Here is a 24937-nt window from a genome sequence, read left to right on the forward strand (position 1 = left end):
ACGGCATGAAAGTGATCGTAGTAGGTTTAGGAAGAATGGGGACGGGAATCGCCCTCAATTTGACGAAAAAAGGCCATCAGGTAACGGTAATCGATTCTAATCCGGATGCTTTTAAGAATCTTGGCAAGGAATTCAGCGGCAACAAAGTAACCGGTATCGGATTTGACCGGGATGTACTGAATAAAGCCAGGATAGATCAGGTAGATGCTGTAGTATCCTGTACGGCGAGTGATGAAGCCAATGTTGTAATTGCAAGGATCGCCAAAAATATTTACCGTGTTCCCCGTGTGGTGGCGCGCCTTTATGACTCGAACAAGGCGGACCTGTACCGGCGGATCGGAATCCAGACCATTTCCACTACGGCGTGGGGCATTGAACGGGCGACGGAGCTCCTGATGTACCATCAGATGGACAGTGTGTTTGAAATTGGGAACGGAAACGTAAACATTGTGCGCATTGAGGTTCCCCCCCTCTTGGTCGGCCATACGGTCAAGGAGATTACGGCGATCGGGGAAATACAAGTATCCGGTGTCAGCCGAAGCAACAAAACATTTATTCCAACCACCGGTACCGTTTTTGAAGCAGAGGACATTCTGCATATTACAGTGATTGCTTCTGCTGTTGATAAACTGAAATCGATGCTGGGATTGGCATAAAGGGGGAATTAAAATGAAAGTCATTATCGTAGGCGGAGGACAGGTGGGTTCTTATCTTGCTTCCCTTCTGCTTTCCAATGGCCACGAGATACGGGTGATAGAGCACCGTGAAAGCGTTTTTCAAAAACTGGAAAAAGAACTGCCGCACGACACGCTGGTGTTCGGCAACGGTTCAGACCCGGAAGTACTGGAGAAAGTGGGCATCGCTACCGCAAATGTAGTCGCTGCCGTTACCGGTGCGGATGAGATCAACCTCGTGGTTTCCACCCTTGCAAAGATGGAGTTTGGCGTACCCAGAGTGGTGGCCAGAGTCAACAATCCTAAAAATACTTGGTTGTTTAACAGCGGCATGGGTGTGGATATCGGCGTGAATCAGGCGGAACTGATGGCGCATTTCGTAGTGGAAGAAATGAACATGAAGGATATGTTCACAATTCTGAAGCTCAACCGCGGAGATTACGCGATCGTCCAGATGAAGGTTCAGCCAAATTCAAGGGCCGTCAATCATTTGCTGAAAGATTTGTCCATTCCGAAAAAAACGGTGTTGATTGCCATAACGCGCGACAATGCCACCCTGATCCCGAAAGGGGACACTCAAATTTTAGAGGATGACGATATTCTGGCACTGACCGACAGTGAGAGCCGCGAGGCGCTGAAAGAAATCTTCGGATAAAAATAGAATCAAAAGCCGTCGGAAATAAAACCGGCGGCTTTTTTGCATATTACATTCCTTTCGGTAAACCTTAATTCCGGAGGGATTTAAAATGAAATCAATTTGGAGTGAAACCTGCACTTTCCCAAAAAGAGATCCGCTGAAAAATGACATTGTGGTAGACACCGCAGTGATTGGGGCGGGTATGGCCGGGCTTCTGACCGCTTACCTTCTTCAGGAGGAAGGACAAAAGGTGGTTGTTTTGGAAGCGGCGGAAACCGCGAGCGGAGTCACCAAAAACACTACGGCAAAAATCACGTCTCAGCATGATTTAATTTATGACAGCATGATTCAGGATTTTGGAGAAGAAGCCGCCGGGCAATACGCCGCTGCCAATCAAAAAGCTGTGGAAAAGTTCCGGACAATCATTACAGAAAGCAAAATTGACTGTGATTTTGAAAGTAAGCCGTCCTTTGTTTACTCCCTTGACCGGGAAGAGGAACTGAAAGCTGAAGCACAGGCGGCGGAAAAACTGGGAATCCCAGCGGAATTCACTACGGAAACCGATCTTCCGTTCCCGGTTCTGGCGGCGGTGAAATTCAGCAATCAGGCTCAGTTTCATCCGCTGAAATTTCTGAACTCCATTTCTTCCGGCCTGACAATTTTTGAAAACACCCGAGCGTTGATTGTTCGCGGAGATTCCATTATCACAAACCGGGGCAGGGTAACGGCGGATCATATTGTTGTTGCCACGCATTTTCCGATTGTCAATGTTCCCGGATGGTACTTCGCACGGATGCATCAGGAACGTTCCTACGTCATCGCGCTGAAAAATGCGGGTCAGCTCAAGGGCATGTATATCGACGCCGATCCCGACGGCTATTCCTTCCGCAGCTATGGTGACTATATCTTTCTGGGCGGGGCCGGGCACCGCACCGGCAAGCACCCGGAATCGGGCTGTTACGAAAAGCTGCGCAAAGCGGCAAAACAGTATTTTCCGGAAAGCGAGGAAGTTTGCCACTGGTCGGCGCAGGACTGCATGACATGGGATAACCTGCCCTATATCGGGCAGTACGCTTCTTCCACCCCAAACCTCTATGTGGCGACGGGATTCAAAAAATGGGGCATGTCCACCTCTATGGCGGCGGCCATGATCCTGACGGATACGATCTGCGGACGGGAGAATGAAGAAGCGGAAGTTTTTTCTCCCCAGCGCTTTCACGCCGCGGCCTCCGCTAAAAATATGATGACCGATTTCGGAACTTCCGCTGTGGAACTGACGGCCGGGCTGTTTTCACCGCCAAAAAGAAGATGTGCGCATTTGGGGTGCCGTCTGCAGTGGAATCCGGATGAAGAGACATGGGACTGCCCCTGCCACGGGTCAAGGTTTACCGAACAGGGAGACTTAATTAGTGATCCAGCGCTTAGAGGGATAAAGCATGACTGATTACCGCTCGCTCCACAGGCATCGCTCTTTTTTTGAAGGCTGGTATTTCAGGCATCAGGGTGCGGACGGCGCTGTCGCCTTTATTCCGGGTGTCAGTATCAGTAAGCAGGGGAAAAAGAGCACCTTTGTTCAGGTAATCACAAAGAGCGGTTCTTTTAATCAGACTTATCCTTATACTGCTTTCCGCGCCTGCCGGAAAAATTTTTCCGTGCGTATCGGCAGGAATGTTTTTACCGAAAAAGGGGTTCATATTGATATGAACGGCCCCGGCCTGCACTGTACGGGCGAGATCCGCTACGGCCCGCTTACGCCGATTTCGTCGGATATTATGGGCCCGTTTCGCCTGATTCCGTTTATGGAGTGCAATCACGGGGTTATCAGTATGAAGCACAGCCTGACGGGTTCCGTCACTCTGAACGGAGAAAGCATCAGCATGGACGGGGGAATCGGTTATATTGAAAAAGACTGGGGAAGTTCGTTTCCCTCAAGCTACCTTTGGGTACAGTGCAACCGGTTCTCCGACTCCTCCTGCAGTGTGATGGTTTCTATTGCGGAAATCCCGTTCTGCGGCACTCGTTTTCAGGGGTGCATCGCCGTTGTTTGTTTTCAGGGCAGGGAATACCGTTTTGCCACCTACCGTGGGGTGAAAATCATCCGCTGCTCGGAAACGGGATTTATCCTGAAACAGGGAGATTATTTGCTGGAGGCAGACATTCTTTCTAAACCCGCCCATCAGCTGCTTGCGCCCCAATCGGGAGAAATGTCGCGGGTGATCCGTGAGAATATGTCTGCCGCGGCGCGCTTTCGCCTGTATGAAAATAATCTCCTTCTCTTTGACCTGACCGGTGACGAAGTCGGATTTGAATATGTAAAATAGCACCCGGTGTACGAAATCTGCATAGCGTATTTCCCGTTGCACATAATAACAGCAAAGGGGGTGGATACTTTGCCGAAAGACAGTCAGCCGGACAACAAACAAAACCGGATGAAAAAGGCGAACGGACAAACGCCGATCACTCGGGAAAATCAGAATCAAAATAAAAACGCCAAAAAGCAGTCCATTAAAAATAACGACGTGTAAGGGGGAAGAATCTTGGCAAAAGCAGGGATGAGACGCCCGGACCCAAAAGAACCGCACGGAACGGAAAGCAATCATAAGACGCATATCCCGAAAAATGATGTGCAGCCTGTTCCCGAGCTTCAGGGAAAGGCAAAGCACACTAAGGAAAGAGCCCCGCTTATCTAGCGGGCAGCAACTTTTATGTAGACCGGGCGAGGTTTGAGCCTCGCCCTAACAGGGTATATATCCATGCACAAGGCACGTTTTTATAATTCATGATAAATGCCCCGCCACTCATATCTTCTCCGCTCCGGGCGGAGATATAACTGTCAATTTTTGTTTATTAGGTTCTGCACATAGTCCTGCATTTCCTGTTTGGACTGAATTTCGTGTGTATGCTGGACTATTTGCTGCTGTTCCGGCTGCGGAAGAGCGGAAAAGTACTCCATCGCCTGCACATTTTGGGCGAGTGCCATGCCAAATCCCAGCGGAAGCTCCACAGTTATCACCTCCCTGATTAGTGTTTGCCCGGTGTGTCAAATCATTCAGAACAATTTTAAAACAAAACCTCAGCCGGAAATAAAATAATATTCTATAAAAGAATTTATAAATTCAATAAAAAAGGCGGCGGAGAATTCTCCGCCGCCTCCTATGTATTTCAGAAGCTTTTATGCCACGGTTATCACACACTGGCGAACCGCCTGCTGGCCCGGAAGTGTGGAATAAACGCCGGTGCAGCCGGCGCTTACGCCGCTGATTTTATAGTAGTAGCTCGAACCGACTTTCTGCGTCAAGACGGGTTTGAGCACACTGCCGTTTCCCGTTGTGAAAACCGGTGTGGCGCTTGTGCCATTGGGTGTGAATTTAAACTGATAGGTCGCGCCGCGTTTGATTGTGAAAGGGTGGGTCGTGTCGGAAATTACTCCGTTCGCTTTTCCGTTTGCGGTAAAGCTGGCGGAAAGACTGCCCAGTGTGGTAGTGATTTCAGCAGCACCCTGGTTCACATTTGTGATTTTATAAAGATAGCCGCCCGTGGTTTTCTGGTAAAAAGCCACGCTTACCGACGAAGGGTTGGAAGAAACCGCCGTGGGTCTGGAGGCTGAATTGGTGGTGATTTTATAGATATAGGAGCTGTTGGAGCCGAAATTATACGGATAGGTTGTGTCCGACTTAAAAGTTGTGTCGGGAGAAACCTGGGAAGGATCTTCAACAGGAGTCGTAGGCTGATTGACGGAGGAGTAATCCACATAGGAATAGTTCTGGTCAACTGCGCCGCTGATTCCGGGAACGGTTGCGGAGCCGTATTGCCACATGGTGTACGGATTGCTGTATTTGGCCACATCCACGCCCCAGTGCGCCACCCATTTGTCATAGGGGTCAAGAATGGAGCTGGCAAGATTGGAGTTGTAGATACTGGGGGAGCTGTAAATGCCGGCCTTGTAGCCCGCGCTTTCAATCGCAGAGCAGAAGGTCTGGGCAATGCTGGACAGAAGCTCACGCGAAAGAACGCGCTGAGTACTGTCTTCAATATCGTAAAATACAGGGTAGTCGAGTTTGCGTCCATTTAAAATGCTGAGGCACATCCGCGCTTCTTCGGCTGCCGCCGCCACGGTGGTCGCATAGCTGAAATGATAGACGCCTACCTTGATCCCGTTTGCGGTTGCCCCGCTGTAGTTGGCATTAAAATAAGCGTCGGTTTGCTGATCCCACATTTCGCTGCCGTAACCGGTGCGGATGATGGCGAAATCAACGCCGCTGCTTTTTACACTGCTCCAGTTAATATTGCCCTGCCATGCGGAAACGTCGATTCCCTTCAGCACAACATGAACGTTGCAGGTGGCGGTCTGGCCGTCGCTGGTTGTTGCCGTAACGACTGCTCTTCCCAGTCCTGCGCCCGTTACCGTATTTCCCATTACGGTCGCCACGTTCGGGTCGCTGGATGTCAGGACAGCATCGCTCATAATGCATCCCATAACGGAAGCCGTCAGAGAGGCGCTTTCGCCGATTCTTAAAGCCAGTTTGGTGCTGTCCAGGGTCATAGGTGCAGAGGTAATCGTGCTGGTGTCCGTCGCGTAAGCGGCGGTTGTGCAGAGTGATGCAATCATCGCGAGCGCCAATACGAGAGAGACGAGCTTTCTTTTCATAGTTTTCCTCCAAATTGTTTTCGTTGTTCCATCATGTTTTACCCACTGAAATACGCAACAAAGTATGCATTTTTCTTCTCGGTCTTGAAGTAGCAATACTGCACAATACAGCAGGAACGATTTCATATCAATTATATTTTTAATTACTAATTATGTCAAGTAAGTATACTAAAAAACACCAATGCCTAAAATGCGTCAAATTTCCCAAAAAGAACAGCAAAACAGAAGAAAAGAAGCTAAAAATGGCAGTTTATCTGCGTATTAATGGAATACGGTCTTTCATACGCGGTTTTTTCCGTTGCTTTCTGGGTTTAATTACCATTTTGTTTTTTCCTGATCTTTTCAAGCACGGCAAAATTATATTTGATTATTTTCCGTAAATGCTTTACAATGAACAAGTGTATTTTTACAGCAATTCCGTTTCAGTTTGCGAGACAAAACACGTTTCTCCCCCGCCGAAGGTGGGGGAGAAACGCAAACTTTTTGTAGAATCAACTGAAACTGCTGTAGTTGGTTGGAGGAAGTAATTTGTCAAGTTATGTAAATGAGATTAAGAGAAGAAGGACATTCGCTATTATTTCCCACCCTGATGCGGGGAAGACGACCTTAACGGAGAAATTGCTGCTTTACGGCGGGGCGATTACGCTGGCCGGTTCTGTTAAGGGAAAAAGGACGGCGAAGCACGCTGTTTCCGACTGGATGGAAATTGAAAAGCAGAGAGGAATTTCGGTTACTTCTTCCGTTATGCAGTTCAATTACAACGACTACTGCATTAATATTTTGGACACCCCGGGTCATGAGGACTTTTCAGAGGACACCTACCGCACCCTGATGGCTGCGGATTCCGCTGTCATGGTCATTGATGCCTCGAAGGGCGTTGAAAAGCAGACCCGTAAGCTGTTTAAGGTCTGTACGCTGAGGAATATCCCTATTTTTACATTTATCAATAAAATGGACAGAGAAGCCAGAAGCCCGTTTGACCTTCTGGAAGAGATTGAACAGGAGCTGGGAATCCGGACTTTTCCCATGAACTGGCCGATCGGTTCGGGTAAAGAATTCAAAGGGGTCTATGACCGCAGTAAAAAAGAAATTATCGCCTTTACTGCCAACAACGGACAGCGGGAAGTGGAAGCGACTGAGGTCGACATTAATGATGAAAAACTGGAAGCGTTGATCGGAGAAGATCACCGCAAAATTCTGGTGGATGACATTGAGCTTCTGGACGGGGCGGGCGGCGAGTTCGATCTGGAAGCTGTCCGAACAGGCAGGCTTTCCCCTGTTTTCTTCGGTTCTGCGCTTACGAATTTCGGTGTAGAGCCGTTTTTGGAAGAGTTTTTGAATATGACGACGTCTCCCTTGCCCAGAGAGGCGGACACCGGCCTGATCGACCCGGTTACCAATGAGTTTTCCGCCTTCGTCTTTAAAATTCAGGCCAATATGAACAAGGCGCACCGCGACAGAATCGCTTTTATGCGCATTTGTTCGGGCAGGTTTGAAAAAGGCATGGAAGTCATGCATATGCAGGGCGGCAAAAAGATGAAGCTTTCCCAGCCCCAGCAGCTGATGGCACAGGACAGGGAAGTGATTGACGAGGCGTACGCGGGCGATATTATCGGCGTGTTCGACCCGGGCATCTTTTCTATCGGCGACACCATCTGCACCCCGCCACAGAAATTTCTGTTCAGCGGCATCCCGACCTTTGCACCGGAGCACTTTAACCGTGTCCTGCAGGTGGATACCATGAAAAGAAAGCAGTTTGTCAAGGGAATGTCACAGATTGCGCAGGAGGGCGCCATCCAGATCTTTCAGGAGCTGGGCGGCGGTATGGAAGAGGTGATCGTCGGCGTGGTGGGTACCCTTCAATTCGACGTTCTGGGATACCGCCTTAAAAATGAGTACAATGTGGATATTCGCATGGACGGCCTGCCGTATCAGTATATCCGCTGGATTGAAAATGAAGAGCTTGACCCCAAAACCCTGAACCTTACATCCGATACGAAACGGATACAGGATTTGAAGGGGAACCGTTTACTTGTTTTTGCGAATGAGTGGAGCATCCGCTGGGCGGAGGAGCACAATAAGGAACTGAAGCTGGCGGAATTCGGCAGATAACAGCGAATACAGTATGGGAGGGACTCTTGTGCGGTTTTTAAAGAGCTTTAATGCGTTTATTGAAAAGTGGATGGCATTGGTTACGCCGCTTTGCCTTCTTACCGGGGTGATTTTTGCGGATCAGTTCAGCCGCATGCTGTTTTTGGTTCCCTATATCTTTGCGTTTATGACCTTCTGCGGCAGCCTTGGCTCTAAATTTTCCGACATTGGGAAGGTGGTACAGCACCCGTTGCCTCTCATTCTCTCCGTGCTGATTCTCCATCTGCTTCTGCCGTTTCTGGCGCTCGGAGCGGGCAGCCTGCTTTTCCCGCAAAGCCCTTATATCATTACCGGCATGGTTCTGGAATTTGTGGTACCGAGCGCGGTAGTCAGTACCATGTGGGTATCCATCTATCGTGGGAGTACTCCGTTTACGCTGTCCCTGCTGTTGATTGACACGCTGCTGGCACCGTTTTGTGTACCGTTCAGCTTACGTTTGTTTGTCGGTTCCAGCGTGCAGGTGGATGCGTCGGGGATGATGAAAGAACTGCTGCTGATGGTGGGCATTCCGGCGCTGGTGGGGATGACGCTGAACCAGCTTACGCGGGGCTCGGTTAAGCAGACCCTTTCGCCCAAGCTGGCGCCGTTTGGAAAAATCGCATTAATACTCGTGGTTTGCGCTAATTCCTCTAAAGTAGCGCCTTTTATTCGCCATATGACGCCGCAGCTGTTTGCGGTAGCCGGGGTCATTCTGCTGCTCGCCGCGGCGGGATATGCTCTGGGGTGGGCCGTTTCGGCGGTGCTGAAGCAAAAGCGCGAGCTTGTCGTGTCCATGTCGTTCGGCTGCGGGATGAGAAATATCAGCGCGGGCGCGGTGATTGCCGCGGCGTATTTTCCGGCGGAAGTCATGTTCCCGGTGATGATCGGTACTTTATTTCAGCAGATACTTGCCGCCAGCTTCGCGCAGCTTTTGAAAAAGCATTATGGATTGCCCGGCGAAGATGCCTGTTGAGCAGCGGATTTCTACATATGCAAAACGCGCCCTGAACGGATGGAAAATCCGAATCAGAGCGCGTTTTTTTACCGGTATCGCTATAGGTTCAGTCCCTGTCTTCCGCCAGAATTTCCAGCCAGTATCCGTCGGGATCGGAAATGAAATACAGGTCCATGTCATGGTTTTCGTAACAGATGCAGCCCATTTCCTTGTGCAGGGCATAGGCTTCCGCCTTGTCGGGCACACTGAACGCAATGTGAATTTCGTTATCGCCCAGATTGTACGGCTCTTTGCGGTCACGCAGCCAGGTCAGCTCCAGCTGATGCTCCGTCTGGCCGTCCCCGAGAAAAGCCAGAATAAACGAGCCGTCCGACGCGGTTTTGCGTTTTATTTCTGTCAGCCCGAGCGCTTTTTTGTAAAACGCAATGCTTTTGTCTAAATCAAATACATTCAGATTGTTGTGAAGAAATTTCGCTTTCATAAAGACACCTCCGTCCGTTATGGGTTTATTATATTTCATATCCGGCAGCTTTTCAATATCGAAGTGTTGAAAACCGATGCGTCAGGTTGTTTTTTCGGCGGTTTCAGGCTATAATCATGCTGAGCCGTCTTGTAAAAAAGGCTCTTGAAACACCTCTGAAAGGAAGTGGTTTTCGTTTGAAGAAATCCGTCGGTGTACTGGAAAAATGCGTATTGTTTCACGGAATTACTACTGAGGAAATCTCTCAGATGCTGAACTGCCTTGCTCCGCGGCAGGCTGAGTATGTCAAGGGCGGAATCATCGCACAGGCCGCCGGACTGATGCAGGAAGTCGGAATTGTGCTCGACGGAACGGTCGCTGTCACAAAAGAAACCCCAATGGGAGAACGGATTGTTCTGAACAAAATCCAGCCCGGGGGCATCTTTGGAGAAGTGGCGGCGCTGTCGGACTTTCAGCGTTCTCCGGCGACGATTTTCGCGCTGGAAAAAAGTACGGTGATGTTTATCCGGCCATCCAAAATTCTGGTGCCCTGCAGCCATATCTGCCGCTGGCATACCCGGCTGACAGAAAATCTGATTCACATTGTGGCGGACAGGGCGCTGTACCTGAACCGAAAAATTGATTTTCTTACCATTAAAAGCATGCGCGGCAAGCTGTGCACCTACCTTTACGAGCAGTACTGCAAGTCGGGAAAACCGCGTTTCACCCTGCCGTATAACCGCAATGAACTCGCGGATTTCCTCAATGTTTCCCGCCCGTCCATGTCGCGGGAGCTTGGCCGGATGCGCGATGAAGGGATTCTCTCTTTCCACGGGGACAGTTTTGAACTGCTCGACGTGGAAACCGTAAAAAGTTATGTGCAGTAGGCGGAAACGAAAGGATGGGAGACAATGAACAATCTGAGCAATACCATTCTGAAAGCGATGATAAGCTATAATGTGGGAGACCCGAAAAGGGTACAGCACGCGCTGAAGGTGTACGCGTTTGCAAAGTCCATTGGCGAACTGGAGGGACTGGACGGAAATACGGCGGAAATTCTGGAGCTTGCCGCCATCCTTCACGATATCGGAATTTGCAACAGCGAGAAGAAATACGGTTCCTCCGCCGGAAAATATCAGGAGCTGGAGGGCCCGCCGATAGCAAAAAAAATCCTTCTGGACGCCGGTGCCGAACAGGCGGTGATTGACCGGGTTTGCTTTTTGATTGGCCACCATCACACCTATACCGAAATCAGTGGTCTGGACTATCAGATTCTGGTGGAAGCTGATTTTCTGGTGAATCTTTATGAGGACGGCATGGGTAAATTGCAGGCACAAACTGTTTTGCAAAAATATTTCAAGACGAAAACGGGCAAAGAATACCTTACAGAAATGTATTTACAGTCCGAAGCGGAGGAATGATTTGAAAAGCCCTTTTCTTTATTCCAACGATAATAAACGATATCATACCCTGAGCTATCACCTGAAACAGCGGTTTGACCGGCGGGTTTTCAAAGCTGTGATCGACGCGGGCTTTACCTGTCCTAATCTGGACGGTTCCAGGGGCTTTGGCGGCTGTACTTATTGTTTATCCGGCAGCGGGGACTTTACCCACGGAGCGGACAGGGACGTTGCCGAGCAGGTGCGCATGGAGCTCGATCGGGTGCGCGAAAAAACGCCCGGTGCGGATGTGATCGCCTATTTTCAGGCGCACACAAACACTTATGCGCCGCTTTCCAGACTGCGGGAACTGTATGAATCCGCCCTGAGCGTTGACGGCGTGTGCGGCCTCAGCATCGCCACGCGCGCGGATGCTCTGGAACAGGAGACGATGGATTATCTGGCGGAACTTTCCCAAAGGACGTACCTGACGGTGGAACTGGGGCTGCAGACCGTCCATGATGCTACCGCCGAAAGAATCAACCGGTGCCATACTTATTCCGAATTTGAAGAAGCTTTTCAGGCGCTCAAATCCCGCGGAATCCGTGTCTGTGTACACCTTATCAACGGACTTCCTGGAGAAACTCCGGAAATGATGCTCGAGTCTGCCCGGACGGTCGGTGAGCTTGAGGCGGACGCGTTGAAAATCCATCTACTGCAGATTATGAAGGGGACTCTCATGGAGCGCCAGCTTGCCGCAGGGGAAATGATCCCCATGACCCGGGAGGGTTATCTGGACGTTGTCTGCTCTCAGCTGGAGGTTCTGCCGCCCGAGACGGTGATTGAACGGATCACCGGCGACGGCGCTCACGACAAACTGATTGCGCCGCGCTGGGGCGTAGATAAAATCGCCGTGCTCGGCGGAATAGACCACTCGCTTGTCCAAAAAGACACCTGGCAGGGAAAGCGGTATCCATAAAAAAAGAGCGCCCTTTCAACGAAAAAGCGCTCCGAATCATCTTTTTATGCTTCTGATTTCTGAAACGAAATCAGTTCTCCCCTTCGGGAAAAGAATGCAATTTTCTCGCGGTAGCTTTCGGTGCGGCTGTCGGCTTTCAGCTCCTCAAAAACAGAAGTGTTTTCGCTGAAATGCATCGGTACAACCAGATCTGCGCCCACGGTTTTCATAAAGTAATCCAGACCGCGCAGAGCATTGTCTTCCAGTCTGGGGTCGGCGGGGACAAAAGCAATGTCGATTTTTTCGTCTTTCAGCGTGTCAATCTGTTCCCGATAACGGCGGGTCATTTCGCTGTTGTCGCTGTCGGGTTCCCCGTTCCAGTACCAGTCGTTTAAATCCCCGGCGTGATAAATGCACAGTCCGTCCGCCTTGACAAGAAACGCCACGCCGATATCTGTGGATTCAAGCGTTCGTACGCTCAGGTCGCCAAGGTCATATTCTTTGCCGGGGCTGACTTTGATTACGTCTTCCTGTGTTTTAATGTCGTCGGACAGGATATATCGGATATTGCCGATGGTTTTGCGCCAACTGAAAATCTTGGGATTATAGTGGTCGGGGTGGCTGTGAGAGACAAAAACAACCACATTCTGATCCTCAGTTTCCTTCGGGTCAACGACTCCCTTGTCAGAACCGCAGCCCTTCGGGGAATCTAGATAATAATCAAAAATAAAAAGATGGCTGTCCGTTTTCAGAGAAAATCCGCTGTTGTAAAGGTACCGGATTTCGGTTTTCATATCCATTCTCCTTCCTTTTAACGGTTACTGCATGCTTCCACCTTCTATAATGCCCGCTTTGGTCAGGTTTTGCTTGTGTTCCTCATAAGTTTTTGCGTAGTAGTAATTCCCGCTTGCATCCGCGGCAAAATAAAGGTAGTCGGTGTCCGCCGGGTTGACGGCGGCGTTCAGAGCGGCCTTGCCGGGATTGCAGATGGCGCCGGCAGGCAGGGCGGGGCATTTTCGGGTATTGTAATAGGAGTTGTACCGGTTGATGTCGCCCGTAAGGTTGGGCTTCAGATATTTTTCAACATAAATGACCGTTACATCCGCCTGCAGCTTCATACCGGCTTTCAGCCTGTTGTGAAACACGGAAGAAACCTTTGCCATTTCGTTTACATTTCCAGATTCCTTTTCAATAATGGAGGCAAGGGTGACGACCTGGTCGGTGGTCATACCGGAGTAGCTGTAGTTGCCGCCGATTCTGCTTTCCGCATTTTTCAGCATTTTGCCAAGCGCGTCCTGCGGCTTCATATCTTTGTAAAATTCATAAGTATCGGGGAAAAGGTAGCCTTCCAGCTTATAGCAGCGGCTTGCGCTGGACCCCAGCTTGCCGATCAGGGAGTAATAGCTGAAATCGTAGGAGTTTGCGGTGCTGAGCAGCTCGCTTTTTTTGCAGACGCCGTTTGCTTCCAACCGGTCGCCGATCTGGGAAAGCGTGTATCCTTCCGGAATCACCACGCGCACGGTCTGGGCCTTTTCCGGCTGAGAAGAAGAGGCGGGCGCGGAGGAGGTGTTCTGCTTTTGGGAGGAGGCTCCCTGCGAAGTAACTGCTCCCGCAGAAGAAACAGCCGAAGAAAGTACAGAACTGCTTACGGTACTGTCAGAGGAGTCCGGCACGGAGGAATCCGATTCACTGACCACGCTGCTGCTTGCCTGACTGGACACCGTGCTGCTGGTGTTGCTCTTGGAGCAGGCTGAAAAAGAAAAGCAGACTGCCAGTGCAGTCAGCATTGCTAGATATTGCTTCATTCTATTTAATCACCTTTATTCCTTTTCTATTATTTTATAACCTTTTCGCCTATAATTCAATAGAATGTTCCATTTTTTGACATCACCAAAAACAGGAAGCCGTCTTAATCAACTCACTCACAGGAGGTATTTTTTATGGGATTCAGCTTTGAAAAATACAGTCAGAACTTTCTTCTTCTGCTGGAATCGTCGCTGCCAAAACTTTTTGGTGCGCTGTTGATTCTGGCAATTGGCTGGTGGCTCAGCAATCAGGTGGTTCGGCTGATGTTCCGAGCCATGTCGCGTTCAAAAACAGACACCGGCTTTGTTACGTTCATCAGTTCCCTGACCAAAGTACTGCTGAAGACGATTGTTTGCATTACGGCGGCGGCCCAGCTTGGCATGAACGTCGGCTCGATTATTGCCGCGGTCGGCGCGGCGGGTCTGACCATCGGACTTGCCGTAAAAGATAACATGGCTAATATTGCCTGCGGCGCGCAGATCATCTTTACAAAGCCGTTCCGCGTAGGGGATTACATTCTCTTTGAAGAAACGGAGGGAACGGTGGAGCGCATTGAAACCATGTTCACCACCCTGAGAACCTTTGACAACAAAGAAGTTGTGATTCCAAACGCCAAAATCACCTCCGGCGTCATCGTCAACTATTCGGCCATGGCGACCCGCCGTCTGGACCTGAAATACCTGGTCGGCTATGACGAAGATCTTGCTGAAGTAAAAAATCTGCTCAGGGAACTGGTTGAGCAAAATCCCATGGCTCTGACCAGTCCCGCTCCGCTGATTGTCGTCGGTGAGCACCGCGACAGCGGTATTACGGTGGAAGTCCGGGTCTGGTGTAAAACGCAGGATTATCTTACACTCTATTTTGCCATGCAGGAAAAGGTGAAGCTTGCGTTTGACAAAGCGGGAATTCGTATCCCCTACAATCAGCTGGATGTCCATGTTAAGCCCGGGGAATAGAAAAATACGATAAAAACTGCGAAGAGCGGCAGCCCTGTTTGTACGGGGCTGCCGCTCTTTTAAAAATTCTGCTGCACCGGAGGCACGCGTCTTACGCCAGCGCCTGCTGCAGGTCAAACAGAATATCGTCTATGTGTTCAGTACCGATGGAAAGACGGACGGTGTTCGGCTTGATGCCGGACTGGAGCAGTTCGCTTTCGTTCATCTGGGAGTGGGTGGTGCTCGCCGGGTGGATGACCAGTGATTTTACGTCGGCCACATTTGCCAGCAGGGAGAAAACCTCCAAACGGTCAATGAAGTCTTTGGCTTCCTCAGCGCCGCCCTTGATCTCAAACGTGAAGATGGAGCCTGCGCCATTGGGGAAATATTTGTTATATAAAGAGTTGTATTTGCTGTCCGGTAAGGCGGGGTGATTGACGCGTTCCACCTTGGGGTGCTTGGAGAGAAAATCCACTACCTTCAGAGCGTTCTCAACATGACGCTCCACGCGCAGGGAGAGGGTTTCAAGGCCCTGCAGAAGCAGGAAAGAGTTAAATGGGCTGATGGTCGCGCCGGTGTCTCTCAGCAGGATCACGCGGATTCTGGTTACATAGGCCGCCGCGCCGACATCTTTTGTAAAGCTGATGCCGTGGTAGCTCGGATCGGGCTCGCTCAGCCACGGGAATTTGCCGGAGGCCGCCCAGTCAAAATTCCCGCCGTCCACGATGACGCCGCCTAATGAAGAGCCGTGGCCGCCGATAAATTTTGTAGCAGAATGCACCACAACGTCCGCGCCGTGCTCAATGGGGCGCAGCAGGTACGGTGTGGCAAAGGTGTTGTCTACAATCAGGGGAATTCCGTTTTTGTGGGCGACAGCGGCCACCGCGTCAATGTCAATGACGCTGGAATTCGGATTGCCCAGCGTTTCGATGAAAATCGCTTTTGTATTCGGCTGAATTGCGTTTTCAAAGCTGCCTTCCGAATCCGGATCGACAAATGTGGTGGAAATGCCGAAAGCCGCGAGCGTATGTTCCAGCAGATTGTAGGTTCCTCCGTAGATGGTGTTCGCGGATACGATATGGTCGCCCGCGTGAGCGATATTTTCAATCGCATAGGTGATGGCCGCCGCGCCGGATGCCGCTGCCAGCGCCGCCACACCGCCTTCCAGTGCGGCAATGCGCTGCTCAAACACATCGGAGGTGGGGTTCATCAGTCGGCCGTATACGTTGCCGCCTTCGGTCAGGCCAAAGCGCGCGGCAGCCTGTGCGGAATCCTTAAAGACAAAGGAGGTTGTCTGGTAAATAGGAACCGCTCTGGCATCCGTTGCGGAATCCGGCTTTTCCTGTCCTGCGTGTACCTGTATTGTTTCAAATTTATATTTTCTTTCGCTCATTGTTGTTACTCCTTCTGCATATTTATTTCAGTATTTCGAAATATCGGGTAATTCCCGGTCTTATTTTCTGTTACAACGGCAGGAGGCGCACATTCGCTCATGCAGAAAGAGGGGACGGTTCTGGTTGTTTAAACGGTACTTTTTTGTTTTCATAGGGCTCCTCCTTTTTGTTAATATTACAATACATATAATATTAGTAATATATTGTTGACATAGTACTACGATAAAGAAGAAATGTCAAGAGCTTTTCTTAAAAAGCGACCCGGAGCACAGGCATAAAAATTTCTGCGCTCCGGGTCGTATGAAAGTTTCAGGTAATCTGGAAAATGTAAAATTTAAGGTAATTCGTTTCGGGTACGCTCCATAGAATGGGGTGGTCGGGGGACTGCTGGCGCGCTTCGATCTGACTGAGCGACACCTGAGCGTCGAACGCCGCACTGCGCAGCATACTGCGGAAAAGCTCCTCCGTCATAAAGTGGGAGCAGGAGCAGGTCGCGAGGTAGCCGCCGCGGGGCAGCAGCTTCATAGCGCGCAGATTGATCTCCTTGTACCCCTTCATCGCGTGGTCAACGGTCTGACGCGACTTGGTGAAGGCCGGCGGGTCGAGAACGATTAAGTCGTAACCGTCTTTTTTGCCCATTGGCATCTGCGGAAGCAGGTCGAACACGTTGGCGGTCTGGAAGCTCATTTTTTCCTGCAGCTGGTTGCGTTTGGCGTTTTCCTCCGCCATGGCGACCGCGTCGGCGGAAATGTCCACCGCGTGAACGTGTTCCGCGCCGCCCTTCGCCGCGTTCAGCGCAAAGGAGCCGGTGTGGGTAAAGCAGTCCAGCACGCGCTTGCCGCGGCTGATTTTTGCGACCGCCTGCCGGTTGTATTTTTGGTCAAGGAAAAATCCGGTCTTCTGGCCGTTTTCAAAATCCACGGCGTATTCAATTCCGTTTTCCGTAATGGTTGTCTGCGTGGTCTGCGGCGTTTCCAACCCGGCAATGGGGAAGAAGCTTTTATTTTGCTGCATTCCTTCCAGTTCGCGGATGGCAACGTCGTTTCGCTCATAAACGCCGTTTATGTTCTGGCCGTCCTCCTTCAGAATCTTGCACAGCAGGGGGAAGAGAACCGGTTTCAGCTTTTCCATGCCGAGGGAAAGTGTCTGCGCGACCAGAATATTGTTGAAGCGGTCGACCGTGAGCCCGGGAAAAAGGTCTGCTTCACCGAAAATGATCCGGCAGCAGGAGACATCGTCCCCCATCACGGTTTTGCGGTATTCCCACGCGTGGCGCAGGCGGCGTTCGAAGAAGGCTTCGTCAAAGACGTCGTTCGCGCTGCGGGAAATCAGCCGGATTCTGATTTTAGAATGGTCGTTGATAAAACCGGTGCCAAGGTATTTTTCGCGAATGCTGAACACATCGACCAATGCGCCGTTTTCATAGGCACCCTCGATCTTGAGAATTTCCGTGTTGTAAACCCACGGGTGACCGGATTGAATGCTGTTTTCTGCCTTGCGGGTTAAAATGATCTTAGGGTAAGTTCTGTTTTGCTTCATGAATTTTCCTCACAACCTGATTATTTTTACAGTTGACTGCTGAATTCCCGGATGACCGCCACGGATTTTTTGAACGTAAGCAGCTCCTCGTCGGTCATACGCACCTCAACAACCTCTTTTACACCGTTTCTTCCCAATACAGCCGGAACACCCGCAAAAACGCCGTTTTCTCCGTACTCGCCGCACAGCAGCGTGGAAACAGGGATAATCCTGCTTTCATTGTAAAGAATCGTTTTGATGATTCCGGCGGTTGTAGTGGCGATTCCGTAATTGGTGTTGCCCTTGCGGTGCAGGATTTCCCACCCTGCGTTGGCGGTTTCGTGAACCATCTGCTTCAGGTCAGCACCTTTCAGCCGATCCTGATTGTCGGCGACAATATTGAAAAAATCTTTTCCGCCAACGGTTACGCGGCTCCACGGCACCATTTGGGAATCGCCGTGCTCGCCCATGACCGTACAGTGTACGCTTCTGGGGTCTACGTCGATCTTCTGGGCAATCAGGCATTTCAGCCGGGCGGTGTCCAGTGCGGTACCCGTACCGATGACCTGATTTTTCGGCAGGCCGGACAGCTGGTAGATATAGTAGGAGATAATGTCCACCGGATTGGATATTACGATGAAAATGCCGTCAAAGCCGCTCTTCATAATGGGGCCGACCATGCTGTCAATGATCTTCTTGGTTGTCCCCAGCATATCCAGACGGTTCTGCCCCGGAACATAGGGGGCGGAGGCGGTAATCACAACAATATCGGCATCGCCGCAGTCTTCATAGGTACCGGCGCTTACCCGGACATTGCGGTTCAGGTACTCAATGCAGTGCCGCAGATCCATTGCCTCGCCGACCGCTTTGCCCTGATTGATGTCTGTCAGGACTACGTCGTCGCAGATCCCCTGCGTTACCAGGCTGAACGCGGTGGAGGAACCTACGGCTCCCGCGCCGACAATGACAACTTTACTTTTATTGATAATCATAAAAAGGGCCGTTCCTTTCATAAGGATGCAATTATGGATTTATTATAACACGAATTTGCTCTCTTACAAGTAAGCCGCGCGGCTTTAATTTCCGTTCTTTCCGTTCGAAAAAATACAGATTTATTATTTTTTGCAGCCGTGGTTTACAGTTTTGTAGCAACCACTTACAGATCTGTTGCTTTTCTTGATTTCACGGTCGGCGGGTACTATGATAAATTTGTAAAGTGAAACTGAATAGGGGAGGAATTTCAATGAAAATGAGGAAGTTTGCGTCGGCTGTTGTCTTAGTGGTTTTATTGACAATTCTGACCGCCTGTTCAAAAGCCGGACCGGCTCTGAACAGTAAACCGGAAATTTTTCAGCCCACACAGTCGGTACAGAATATTGACCGCAGCGAAGCGGTAAACGTCATCAAAAACATGATCCGCATGGATTATACCAAATACAAGGTTGACCTCATCGACAGCAATTTTGAGTATAAAGGGAACCAGTACTATCAGTTCCTGATTTCCGACAGGAACGCATCCATCGAGCCGTCCATTATTGTCAGCAAGCACAACGGAACAATTCTTTGCTATTACCCTGACAACACGGTGACAGAGGTCTATCAGGACGGAGTGTTTAAGTCCAAATGTTAAGTAGCCCTGCATTCGAACAAGCGCGTTGCTTTTTGATCCATGAACCGTCTTGCCGGGCAGAGGAAAACAAAGTGGAAAAGATGAAAAGGCCGCTGCCGAAATTTTTTGGCAGCGGCCTTTTATGGTACACTGATTTATGCAATTCCGACTACCCGTTTGATAAAATAGTACAAAAAAGGAACCAGAATGGCCGGCAGCATATTGCCGACCTTAATTTTTTTAATCTTCAGCATGTTGAGCCCGATTGCCATAATCAGCACGCCCCCGACTGAGGAGATTTCCCGAATCATTTCGTCGGTCATCAGGGCCTTGAGTGAAGAAGCCAGCAGCGTGATGGTTCCCTGGTAAAGAAAGACGGCAACAGCAGAAAAAAACACGCCGAAACCCATGGTGGAGCTGAGGAAGATGGACACAATGCCGTCCAGTACCGACTTTGCGAACAGTGTCTGGTGGTTGCCGGTAAGCCCACTCTCAATGGAGCCTACAATCGCCATGGAACCAACACAGAAAAGAAGGCTGGCTGTTACAAAGGCTTTTGCCACGCTGCCGTCCGTGCTGGAAGTCCTGCTTTCAATCAGCTGTCCCAGTCCGGCAAGCCTGTCTTCAATTTTCAGCGCTTCTCCGACAATGCTGCCAATGACAAGGCTGAAAATCAGCAGCAGAAGGTCGTTCGTTTTGATAGCGCCCATTACCCCGATGAGCAGGACGGACAAGGCGACCCCGTCCATAATCGTCTCGCGGTAGTTGCTGCGAATACCGCTTTTCAAGATCAGCCCCAGCCCCGTGCCCAGCACAATGGCCAGCGCGTTGACAATCGTTCCCAACATGATTCAGCACTTCCCATTTCTTCATATAGCATTAATCATATATCATTTTGGGAATCCGTGTCAATAAGATTAACTTTTTGATGAAGATATGGTATGATAGACTCATTCAAAAGGAAGGGGATGGGAAGGTGAATAAGGCGGCAATTAAGGCCTTTGCGGTTGACGCGAGGGAAAAACTGATCGCATCCGTTTCCCGCCGTGCCATTGAACTGACGGCACAGAAAGAAAACCCGTTTCCTGACCTGACACAGGACATTGAGACCATCGGGTTTAAGGATGTGGTGGAGGAGGTCGCCTACACCTGGTTTATCCGTTTGATCGGTGTTCGGTTTATGGAGGTCAACGGCTATCTCCCGGGCGGGGTGCGTGTTCTCTCCTCTGAAACGCCCGGACGGAACATTCCGGACATCCTGGCACCCGAACCGCAGAGCAACCAAACAGACGAGCGCTTTACCGCGGTGTTTTTCTCTGTCTGCCGCTCGCTTACGAAAATCCTGCCCGAATATTTCGGGAGCGACTGCGGTTATTTGGAACCGCTTTTGCAGCTTTCCTTTTCCCAAGAGGGAGGAATTGTCCGCAGCCTGGTGGACGGAATCTCGGAAGAGGACTTTCGGGAAGCGGTCGAAATTATCGGCTGGCTGTATCAGTATTATAACGACGCCCGTCGGAGCGAGGTTATCAGCCTTTACGGCGGCAGGGTGAAAAAAGAGGATGTTCCGGCGGCTACGCAGTTTTTCACCACCGACTGGGTCGTGCGCAGCATGGTGGACAATTCTCTGGGCCAGTACTGGCTGGAGCGGAATCCGGGCAGCGCGCTCAGAAAAAAGCTGGAGTTTTATCTGGGTGCGGAAAGTGCTTCTGTTCAGGAGCAGATGCCGCCGCAGGAGCTGAAAATTCTTGACCCCTGCATGGGCAGCGGCCACATTCTGGTTTACGCGTTTGACCTGCTGATCGAGATTTACGGGGAATGCGGGATTAGCCCGCGTGACGCTGCGGAGCTGATTCTTCGACGCAACCTCTGCGGCTTTGACATTGACCGGCGTTCCTGGCAGCTCGCCTGCTTTGCTTTACTGATGAAAGCGCGTCGGTACAATGAAGAGATCCTGAATCTGGGCATTCCTCTCAACCTTTATGTGATCCGGGAAGGCACCGGCATCGGAGAAAATTTGCTCTCTTATGTGGCGGACGGTGACGACCAGCTCGGGGATGACCTGCACAATATTCTTTCAGCCCTTCACGGTGCCGCGGAGTACGGCAGTCTGCTCCGCGTCGAGCCGGCTGATTTTGACCGGATCTTCCGGCGGCTGGAGGCAATCCGGCAGGAACCGTGCGACAATCTGTTCAGCATTGCCTATCGGGAGGATACCCTTAAAAAACTTCTGCCGATTCTGCGGCAGGCCCGGGCCATGGCGGAGAAATACACGGTTGTGGCAACCAATCCGCCCTATCTGAACAGAATGAACAAGAAGCTGAAATCCTATATCAACCAGCATTACCGTGACTATTCGGGAGACCTGTTCTCCGTGTTTATATACCGCAATTTTGATTTTTGTACGCCGGACGGCTACTGCGCGTTTATGTCACCGTTTGTCTGGATGTTTATTAAATCGTATCAGAAATTAAGGGAATATATTATTCAGAATAAATCTATCTCTTCACTGATTCAGCTGGAGTACTCCGCCTTTGACGAAGCTACCGTGCCGATCTGTACCTTTGTGCTGAAAAACGGGCCGGAAAACAGGCCGGGGGTATACCTAAAGCTTTCCGATTTCCGCGGCGGAATGGAAGTTCAGAAACAGAAGGTGATGGAAGCGGTGCGCGACCCGCGCTGTGCCTATCGCTTTGAGACTTCAGCAAAGCAGTTTGCCCGGATTCCCGGGATGCCGATTGCCTACTGGGCGGGTGAAAAGCTGGGGGAGATCTTTTCCTCCGTCCAGCCCCTTGCCGAAAACGCGACGGTTACGAACGGTCTTTTTACCTGTGACAACAAGCGCTTTTTGCGATTTTGGTATGAAGTTGACCCCGAAAGCATTCATTTTCACTGTACTGACCGTGCCGACTGCCTGCAGGGCAAAAGAAAATGGTACCCTTATAACAAGGGCGGAGACTTCCGTAAATGGTACGGCAATCAGGAATATGTCGTGAATTTTCAGAATTTCGGGCGTGAAATCAGCGAGTATCGCGTCAAATCGGGACAGTCTGCTTCCTTTCCCGGTCAGAATTTTTATTTTGAACCAAGCGTATCCTGGTCGTTCGTCAGCTCTTCCAAATTCGGGGTGCGGTATTACCCGCAAGGCTTTGTGTTTGATATCGCCGGGTCTTCCGTTTTTCCCAATCGGGAGGAGGACTTGTATTATATCCTTGGATTTTTGTCCAGCAGCTGTGCTTTTGCCATGCTGAACCTGATTAACCCCACACTGAATTATCAGGCGGGCAATATCGCCAGACTTCCGCTGCAGATGGAGGAGAGCATAAAACAGCGGGTAAGCCGGCTTGTTGCTGAAAATATTGCCATTTCCAAAGAGGACTGGGATTCCTTTGAAACCAGCTGGAATTTTGATGTCCATCCGCTGATTCACTTCAGAGCGGAAAGGGAGAGCAGCAGAATTTCGGACGCCTTTGCGGCGTGGAAGAATTTTACAGATCTGCGCTTCAGCCGGATGAAGGAAAACGAAGAAGAGCTCAACCGGACTTTTATTGAACTTTACGGCCTGCAAAACGAGCTGTCGCCGCGGGTGGAGGACGGGGACGTTACCGTCCGCAGGGCGGATCTTGCCCGTGACATCCGCAGTTTTCTCAGCTTTGCGGTTGGCTGTCTGTTTGGGCGGTATACCGTGCCCGGCTTTGACGCGCGGGGCGGCACGGATGTTCTCCCGGTTACTCCGTATCTGGAAAACGACCTTGCCGGACGGGTGGTCTCCTTTGTAAAGCTCGTGTTCGGTGAGGAAACGCTGGACGAAAATCTGGCCTTTATCGCTTCCGCGCTCGGCGGGAGCGGGAGTGCAAAAGAAGTCATCCGCAGCTATTACCAAAATGAGTTTTACCGGGAACATATCCGTATTTATAAAAAGAGGCCGATTTACTGGCTGCTGGACGGCGGCGCTTTTCAGGCGCTCTGCTATCAGCATCATTACGATGAAAACACCCTTGACCATGCGCTGAGTTTCCTGGAAAAAGCGGAGTCCGGTTTGGAACAATATGTACAGAAGGAGGCGTTCACCCCAAAGCAGAAGGAGAAACTGGCAGCACAGCTTACTGGGCTGCGGGATTTTGGCAATCGGCTGGAAATTGTGGCCAAAAAGAAAATCCGTATTGATTTAGACGACGGTGTGCTGATGAATTACACGAAAGTACAGGGCGGGGAAACACTCTTCCCACCAATCAAATGATAAGTGAGGTTTCTACATGATAAAAGCAGTGGTACTGGATATGGACGGAACAATGTTCGACACCGAGCGCCTTTGCGCCGAAGGGTGGAAAAAGGCCGGGGAAGTGCTTGGCTGCGGCAATGTGATGGAATTGATTGAACAGGCCATGGGAGTCAGCGCCGCCGCCGAAAGAGAATTGTTTCTTACGAAATACGGGCCGGATTTTCCGTTTGATGAATTCAGAAAAATCAGTGCGGACTACAGTAAGGACTATATTCAAAAGAATGGCGTCCCCGTCAAGGAAGGCCTAACTGAACTGTTGGACTATTTAAAGCGGGAGGGTTACAAAATCGCGGTCGCAACCTCCTCTTCGCGCAGCAGCACCATGAGCCATTTTGAAAGAACAAAACTCACCGGATACTTCGATCAGATCATCTGCGGGGACATGCTTGAAAAAAGCAAGCCCGATCCCGATATTTATCTGAAAGCGGCACAGGCTCTGCAGGTTTCGCCGCAGGAATGCATGGCGCTGGAGGATTCCCCAAATGGCATTTTCTCCGCTTACCGCGCGGGGATGAAGACTGTTATGATTCCGGATACGGTGCCGTCCAATCCGGAGCTGGAAAAAATGCTCTTCGCTTGTGTACCCACTCTTCACGGGGTAATTCAGCTTCTGAAAAACTGGGAATAAGGCAAAGAAAAAAGCTGTCGTTTTTACGGCAGCTTTTTGCATATTCAGTTTAACCGTTCAATTTTGGTTACCGTTACAGCCCTTGTGCTGTTGCCGTCTATTGCGCCTTCATAGTAGATTCTCAGCCTTTTCCCCAGCTGCAGTCCGCTGCCGGAGCTGTCAAAATCGCCGCCTTCCTTTAAGAAGGTAATCGAGCGGCCGTCGTCCGTTTTAATGGTAATGGTCTGGGTCATGACTTCTTCCAGGGTGCCGTCCACAGTGGCAATGCCGCCGGAGGAAGCATCCGCGCCCAAAATCTGGAACCGGTTCAGAACGTCGCTGTCCGGCAGAACCATACTGTTGTAAAGATCCGACTTTGCTCCCACTTCATACGGGGAGTTTTTCGGCAGAGTAAAACAGTAGACGATGTCCTCTTTGGTTCCCAGATAGGTGGGCTTGGGGTCAAGTGTTTCGCCCTTCGTTTTTTCCCACCAGTCTTTTGATACAATCAGAATCGTAAGCAGTGAGCACTCTTTGTCATCCTGAAAAAGGAAATCCACTTTTGTATATTTTGTGCCGTCGTCCGACATGGTTTCAGTTGTAACCGCCGGGGTGTAATTTTTATCCTCCCAGCTGTCGGGAACCGCAAATGAAAAACTCAGCTTGTCGTTTGTATAAAACTTTTGAATGGCACTGCTTTTTGCGCTGCTTTTGGCTCTGATTTCGGACGGAGCGGCTTTGGCGAGCATGACGGCGGGCGCTTCTGCTTTTGACGCGCATGCAGTCAGCAAAACCAGCAGAGCCGATAGAAACAGCAATAAAAGCTTTGGTTTCCTCATAAATCTCCTCCATTCGGGCATAACTTTACAGCTACATCATATTCCGTGGCTTTGTAAAAGTCAATTATGGTATAACAATTGTAATAAATCATTACAATTCTGTTATATT

At 50.4% G+C, this 24937-nt stretch carries 25 protein-coding genes; 15 read left to right on the forward strand and 10 right to left on the reverse strand.

What is annotated here, in order from left to right:
* Positions 1-5: 5 nt before the first annotated feature.
* The 6 genes from J5W02_RS02855 to J5W02_RS02875 all read left to right on the forward strand — a co-directional run bounded on the left by J5W02_RS02855 (position 6) and on the right by J5W02_RS02875 (position 4001).
* Positions 6-656: a potassium channel family protein gene (locus J5W02_RS02855; protein ID WP_219964131.1), complete on the forward strand. Its 651-nt coding sequence runs from the start codon at positions 6-8 to the stop codon at positions 654-656.
* A 13-nt stretch (positions 657-669) separates the two neighbouring features.
* The gene (locus J5W02_RS02860) at positions 670-1329 is read left to right on the forward strand and encodes a potassium channel family protein (protein ID WP_219964132.1); all 660 of its coding nucleotides are present in this window, start codon (positions 670-672) and stop codon (positions 1327-1329) included.
* A 91-nt stretch (positions 1330-1420) separates the two neighbouring features.
* Entirely contained in the window at positions 1421-2755 is a 1335-nt protein-coding gene (locus J5W02_RS02865) for an FAD-dependent oxidoreductase (protein WP_219964133.1), read from the forward strand.
* On the forward strand, positions 2748-3632 hold the full coding sequence (locus J5W02_RS02870) for a tocopherol cyclase family protein (protein ID WP_219964134.1): 885 nt from the start codon (positions 2748-2750) through the stop codon (positions 3630-3632). The genes J5W02_RS02865 and J5W02_RS02870 overlap by 8 nt, the downstream gene beginning before the upstream one ends.
* A gap of 69 nt (positions 3633-3701) precedes the next feature.
* On the forward strand, positions 3702-3836 hold the full coding sequence (locus J5W02_RS14625; protein ID WP_255575515.1) for a hypothetical protein: 135 nt from the start codon (positions 3702-3704) through the stop codon (positions 3834-3836).
* A 12-nt stretch (positions 3837-3848) separates the two neighbouring features.
* Positions 3849-4001 carry a hypothetical protein gene (locus tag J5W02_RS02875; RefSeq protein ID WP_219964135.1) on the forward strand — a complete coding sequence of 51 codons (153 nt, stop codon included), beginning with the start codon at positions 3849-3851 and terminating at the stop codon, positions 3999-4001.
* Between the two features lie 143 nt (positions 4002-4144).
* Here the strand turns inward: J5W02_RS02875 and J5W02_RS02880 are convergent, their stop codons facing one another.
* On the reverse strand, positions 4145-4315 hold the full coding sequence (locus tag J5W02_RS02880) for a hypothetical protein (RefSeq protein ID WP_219964461.1): 171 nt from the start codon (positions 4313-4315) through the stop codon (positions 4145-4147).
* Positions 4316-4483: 168 nt separating this feature from the next.
* Entirely contained in the window at positions 4484-5959 is a 1476-nt protein-coding gene (locus J5W02_RS02885) for a glycoside hydrolase family 25 protein (RefSeq protein ID WP_219964136.1), read from the reverse strand.
* A 528-nt stretch (positions 5960-6487) separates the two neighbouring features.
* Between J5W02_RS02885 and J5W02_RS02890 the strand changes: the two genes are divergently transcribed.
* Both J5W02_RS02890 and J5W02_RS02895 read left to right on the forward strand, forming a co-directional pair.
* Entirely contained in the window at positions 6488-8071 is a 1584-nt protein-coding gene (locus J5W02_RS02890) for a peptide chain release factor 3 (RefSeq protein ID WP_219964137.1), read from the forward strand.
* Positions 8072-8099: 28 nt separating this feature from the next.
* Complete coding sequence (locus tag J5W02_RS02895) at positions 8100-9062, forward strand: bile acid:sodium symporter family protein (RefSeq protein ID WP_330659651.1); 963 nt, start codon at positions 8100-8102, stop codon at positions 9060-9062.
* Between the two features lie 88 nt (positions 9063-9150).
* Here the strand turns inward: J5W02_RS02895 and J5W02_RS02900 are convergent, their stop codons facing one another.
* Positions 9151-9525 (reverse strand): VOC family protein, encoded by a 375-nt coding sequence (locus J5W02_RS02900; protein ID WP_219964139.1) that lies wholly within the window; start codon positions 9523-9525, stop codon positions 9151-9153.
* Positions 9526-9641: 116 nt separating this feature from the next.
* Here J5W02_RS02900 and J5W02_RS02905 point away from each other — a divergent pair, with 116 nt between their 5' ends.
* Genes J5W02_RS02905 through J5W02_RS02915 form a run of 3 tightly spaced genes read left to right on the forward strand, consistent with a single transcriptional unit; the run spans position 9642 to position 11862 of the window.
* On the forward strand, positions 9642-10391 hold the full coding sequence (locus tag J5W02_RS02905; RefSeq protein ID WP_219964140.1) for a Crp/Fnr family transcriptional regulator: 750 nt from the start codon (positions 9642-9644) through the stop codon (positions 10389-10391).
* A 24-nt stretch (positions 10392-10415) separates the two neighbouring features.
* The gene (locus J5W02_RS02910) at positions 10416-10925 is read left to right on the forward strand and encodes an HD domain-containing protein (protein WP_219964141.1); all 510 of its coding nucleotides are present in this window, start codon (positions 10416-10418) and stop codon (positions 10923-10925) included.
* Between the two features lies 1 nt (position 10926).
* Positions 10927-11862, forward strand: coding sequence for a TIGR01212 family radical SAM protein (locus J5W02_RS02915; RefSeq protein ID WP_255575516.1), 936 nt, complete (start codon positions 10927-10929; stop codon positions 11860-11862).
* A 44-nt stretch (positions 11863-11906) separates the two neighbouring features.
* Here the strand turns inward: J5W02_RS02915 and J5W02_RS02920 are convergent, their stop codons facing one another.
* Together J5W02_RS02920 and mltG are read right to left on the reverse strand one after the other, a co-directional pair.
* A complete protein-coding gene (locus tag J5W02_RS02920) occupies positions 11907-12635 on the reverse strand; it encodes an MBL fold metallo-hydrolase (protein ID WP_219964143.1) in 729 nt (242 codons plus the stop codon).
* Between the two features lie 24 nt (positions 12636-12659).
* Entirely contained in the window at positions 12660-13646 is a 987-nt protein-coding gene (gene mltG / locus J5W02_RS02925) for an endolytic transglycosylase MltG (RefSeq protein ID WP_219964144.1), read from the reverse strand.
* A gap of 135 nt (positions 13647-13781) precedes the next feature.
* Here mltG and J5W02_RS02930 point away from each other — a divergent pair, with 135 nt between their 5' ends.
* The gene (locus tag J5W02_RS02930; protein WP_219964145.1) at positions 13782-14603 is read left to right on the forward strand and encodes a mechanosensitive ion channel family protein; all 822 of its coding nucleotides are present in this window, start codon (positions 13782-13784) and stop codon (positions 14601-14603) included.
* A gap of 91 nt (positions 14604-14694) precedes the next feature.
* Here J5W02_RS02930 and J5W02_RS02935 read toward each other — a convergent pair whose 3' ends face one another.
* The 3 genes from J5W02_RS02935 to J5W02_RS02945 all read right to left on the reverse strand — a co-directional run bounded on the left by J5W02_RS02935 (position 14695) and on the right by J5W02_RS02945 (position 18486).
* Positions 14695-15975: an O-acetylhomoserine aminocarboxypropyltransferase/cysteine synthase family protein gene (locus J5W02_RS02935; protein ID WP_219964146.1), complete on the reverse strand. Its 1281-nt coding sequence runs from the start codon at positions 15973-15975 to the stop codon at positions 14695-14697.
* 310 nt (positions 15976-16285) lie between these two features.
* Entirely contained in the window at positions 16286-17515 is a 1230-nt protein-coding gene (locus J5W02_RS02940) for a class I SAM-dependent rRNA methyltransferase (protein WP_219964147.1), read from the reverse strand.
* A gap of 26 nt (positions 17516-17541) precedes the next feature.
* Complete coding sequence (locus J5W02_RS02945; protein ID WP_219964148.1) at positions 17542-18486, reverse strand: L-lactate dehydrogenase; 945 nt, start codon at positions 18484-18486, stop codon at positions 17542-17544.
* A gap of 251 nt (positions 18487-18737) precedes the next feature.
* Between J5W02_RS02945 and J5W02_RS02950 the strand changes: the two genes are divergently transcribed.
* On the forward strand, positions 18738-19124 hold the full coding sequence (locus tag J5W02_RS02950) for a hypothetical protein (protein ID WP_219964149.1): 387 nt from the start codon (positions 18738-18740) through the stop codon (positions 19122-19124).
* Between the two features lie 134 nt (positions 19125-19258).
* Here the strand turns inward: J5W02_RS02950 and J5W02_RS02955 are convergent, their stop codons facing one another.
* Positions 19259-19951 carry a DUF554 domain-containing protein gene (locus J5W02_RS02955; RefSeq protein ID WP_219964150.1) on the reverse strand — a complete coding sequence of 231 codons (693 nt, stop codon included), beginning with the start codon at positions 19949-19951 and terminating at the stop codon, positions 19259-19261.
* 128 nt (positions 19952-20079) lie between these two features.
* On the opposite strand from J5W02_RS02955, the gene pglX reads away from it, so the two are divergent.
* Positions 20080-23340 (forward strand): BREX-1 system adenine-specific DNA-methyltransferase PglX, encoded by a 3261-nt coding sequence (gene pglX / locus J5W02_RS02960; protein ID WP_219964151.1) that lies wholly within the window; start codon positions 20080-20082, stop codon positions 23338-23340.
* A 16-nt stretch (positions 23341-23356) separates the two neighbouring features.
* A complete protein-coding gene (locus J5W02_RS02965; RefSeq protein WP_219964152.1) occupies positions 23357-24010 on the forward strand; it encodes an HAD family hydrolase in 654 nt (217 codons plus the stop codon).
* A gap of 44 nt (positions 24011-24054) precedes the next feature.
* On the opposite strand, the gene J5W02_RS02970 is transcribed toward J5W02_RS02965, so the two are convergent.
* The gene (locus J5W02_RS02970) at positions 24055-24828 is read right to left on the reverse strand and encodes a hypothetical protein (protein ID WP_219964153.1); all 774 of its coding nucleotides are present in this window, start codon (positions 24826-24828) and stop codon (positions 24055-24057) included.
* Positions 24829-24937 lie beyond the last annotated feature (109 nt).

The sequence above is a fragment of the Caproiciproducens faecalis genome (assembly GCF_019448085.1).
Classification (GTDB): Bacteria; Bacillota; Clostridia; order Oscillospirales; family Acutalibacteraceae; genus Caproiciproducens; species Caproiciproducens faecalis.

Bases quoted from the DNA above. Each gene is read 5' to 3' on its own strand.
- J5W02_RS02855 (WP_219964131.1), top strand. From the start codon at position 6: ATGAAAGTGATCGTAGTAGGTTTAGGAAGAATGGGGACGGGAATCGCC.
- J5W02_RS02860 (WP_219964132.1), top strand. From the start codon at position 670: ATGAAAGTCATTATCGTAGGCGGAGGACAGGTGGGTTCTTATCTTGCT.
- J5W02_RS02865 (WP_219964133.1), top strand. From the start codon at position 1,421: ATGAAATCAATTTGGAGTGAAACCTGCACTTTCCCAAAAAGAGATCCG.
- J5W02_RS02870 (WP_219964134.1), top strand. From the start codon at position 2,748: ATGACTGATTACCGCTCGCTCCACAGGCATCGCTCTTTTTTTGAAGGC.
- J5W02_RS02885 (WP_219964136.1), bottom strand. From the start codon at position 5,959: ATGAAAAGAAAGCTCGTCTCTCTCGTATTGGCGCTCGCGATGATTGCA.
- J5W02_RS02900 (WP_219964139.1), bottom strand. From the start codon at position 9,525: ATGAAAGCGAAATTTCTTCACAACAATCTGAATGTATTTGATTTAGAC.
- J5W02_RS02905 (WP_219964140.1), top strand. From the start codon at position 9,642: ATGCTGAGCCGTCTTGTAAAAAAGGCTCTTGAAACACCTCTGAAAGGA.
- J5W02_RS02910 (WP_219964141.1), top strand. From the start codon at position 10,416: ATGAACAATCTGAGCAATACCATTCTGAAAGCGATGATAAGCTATAAT.
- J5W02_RS02920 (WP_219964143.1), bottom strand. From the start codon at position 12,635: ATGAAAACCGAAATCCGGTACCTTTACAACAGCGGATTTTCTCTGAAA.
- mltG (WP_219964144.1), bottom strand. From the start codon at position 13,646: ATGAAGCAATATCTAGCAATGCTGACTGCACTGGCAGTCTGCTTTTCT.
- J5W02_RS02930 (WP_219964145.1), top strand. From the start codon at position 13,782: ATGGGATTCAGCTTTGAAAAATACAGTCAGAACTTTCTTCTTCTGCTG.
- J5W02_RS02935 (WP_219964146.1), bottom strand. From the start codon at position 15,975: ATGAGCGAAAGAAAATATAAATTTGAAACAATACAGGTACACGCAGGA.
- J5W02_RS02940 (WP_219964147.1), bottom strand. From the start codon at position 17,515: ATGAAGCAAAACAGAACTTACCCTAAGATCATTTTAACCCGCAAGGCA.
- J5W02_RS02945 (WP_219964148.1), bottom strand. From the start codon at position 18,486: ATGATTATCAATAAAAGTAAAGTTGTCATTGTCGGCGCGGGAGCCGTA.
- J5W02_RS02950 (WP_219964149.1), top strand. From the start codon at position 18,738: ATGAAAATGAGGAAGTTTGCGTCGGCTGTTGTCTTAGTGGTTTTATTG.
- J5W02_RS02955 (WP_219964150.1), bottom strand. From the start codon at position 19,951: ATGTTGGGAACGATTGTCAACGCGCTGGCCATTGTGCTGGGCACGGGG.
- J5W02_RS02965 (WP_219964152.1), top strand. From the start codon at position 23,357: ATGATAAAAGCAGTGGTACTGGATATGGACGGAACAATGTTCGACACC.
- J5W02_RS02970 (WP_219964153.1), bottom strand. From the start codon at position 24,828: ATGAGGAAACCAAAGCTTTTATTGCTGTTTCTATCGGCTCTGCTGGTT.